We start from the raw sequence: 262 nt of genomic DNA, 5'->3' as shown, positions 1-262 counted from the left end.
CCCCTAAACGTCATGATGAATTGATCCAATCTTTATATCAATATCCTGGCGTAGCGAATTTATTAGCGGATAAAACACTTATCGTGTCGACTGAACCTTTTATCTATTTAGACATAGTGGTCTCTGGTAAAACGCTGCGCTTTTTAACTACATTGACTTCATTTGGTACGCCGTTAGACATAACAGCCTCGGAATTGTTGATGGAGCATTACTATCCTGCAAATGCACAAACAGAGCAATTTCTAAAAAGCCTGTAGAAGAG

Annotated in this window: 1 protein-coding gene; it reads left to right on the top strand. The window is 38.9% G+C overall.

All coding sequences use genetic code 11. The features are described 5' to 3' along the window. Positions 1-257, top strand: a 257-nt coding sequence (locus AAEY55_RS18430; protein WP_350552707.1) for a hypothetical protein, incomplete at its 5' end; no start/stop codon positions are given. Between the last annotated feature and the right edge of the window lie 5 nt (positions 258-262).

The sequence above is a fragment of the Pseudoalteromonas sp. 120-MNA-CIBAN-0494 genome, from assembly GCF_040308885.1.
Classification (GTDB): domain Bacteria; phylum Pseudomonadota; class Gammaproteobacteria; order Enterobacterales; family Alteromonadaceae; genus Pseudoalteromonas; species Pseudoalteromonas nigrifaciens.
This window is presented reverse-complemented; position numbering and strand designations above follow the sequence as displayed.